Source organism: Streptomyces sp. GbtcB7, from assembly GCF_019091445.1.
GTDB lineage: Bacteria > Actinomycetota > Actinomycetes > Streptomycetales > Streptomycetaceae > Streptomyces > Streptomyces mirabilis.
The window spans coordinates 1-239 of the sequence record NZ_JAGXJM010000571.1; the positions used below are offsets into that span (position 1 = coordinate 1).

The window sequence follows — 239 nt, forward strand, 5'->3', positions numbered from 1 at the left end:
AGCGACATCGTCACCGTCCACGCCCCCCAGACCCCCGAGACCCGGCACCTGATCGGTCGCCGGGAACTCGGTCTGATGCCGGCCGGGTCGGTCCTCATCAACACCGCGCGGGGGTCGCTCGTCGTCCACGATGCGCTGATCGACGCACTGCGGGCCGAGCGGTTGAGCGCGATCCTCGACGTCACCGCCCCCGAGCCGCTGCCGGCCGACTCCCCCCTCTACGACTTCCCCAACGCCTT

1 protein-coding gene is annotated in these 239 nt (G+C 71.1%); it reads left to right on the top strand.

The genetic code is table 11. The annotated features are described in order from the left end of the window. Positions 1–239: D-isomer specific 2-hydroxyacid dehydrogenase family protein (locus tag KVT44_RS56865; protein WP_302832280.1), on the top strand; the 239-nt coding region annotated here is incomplete at both ends.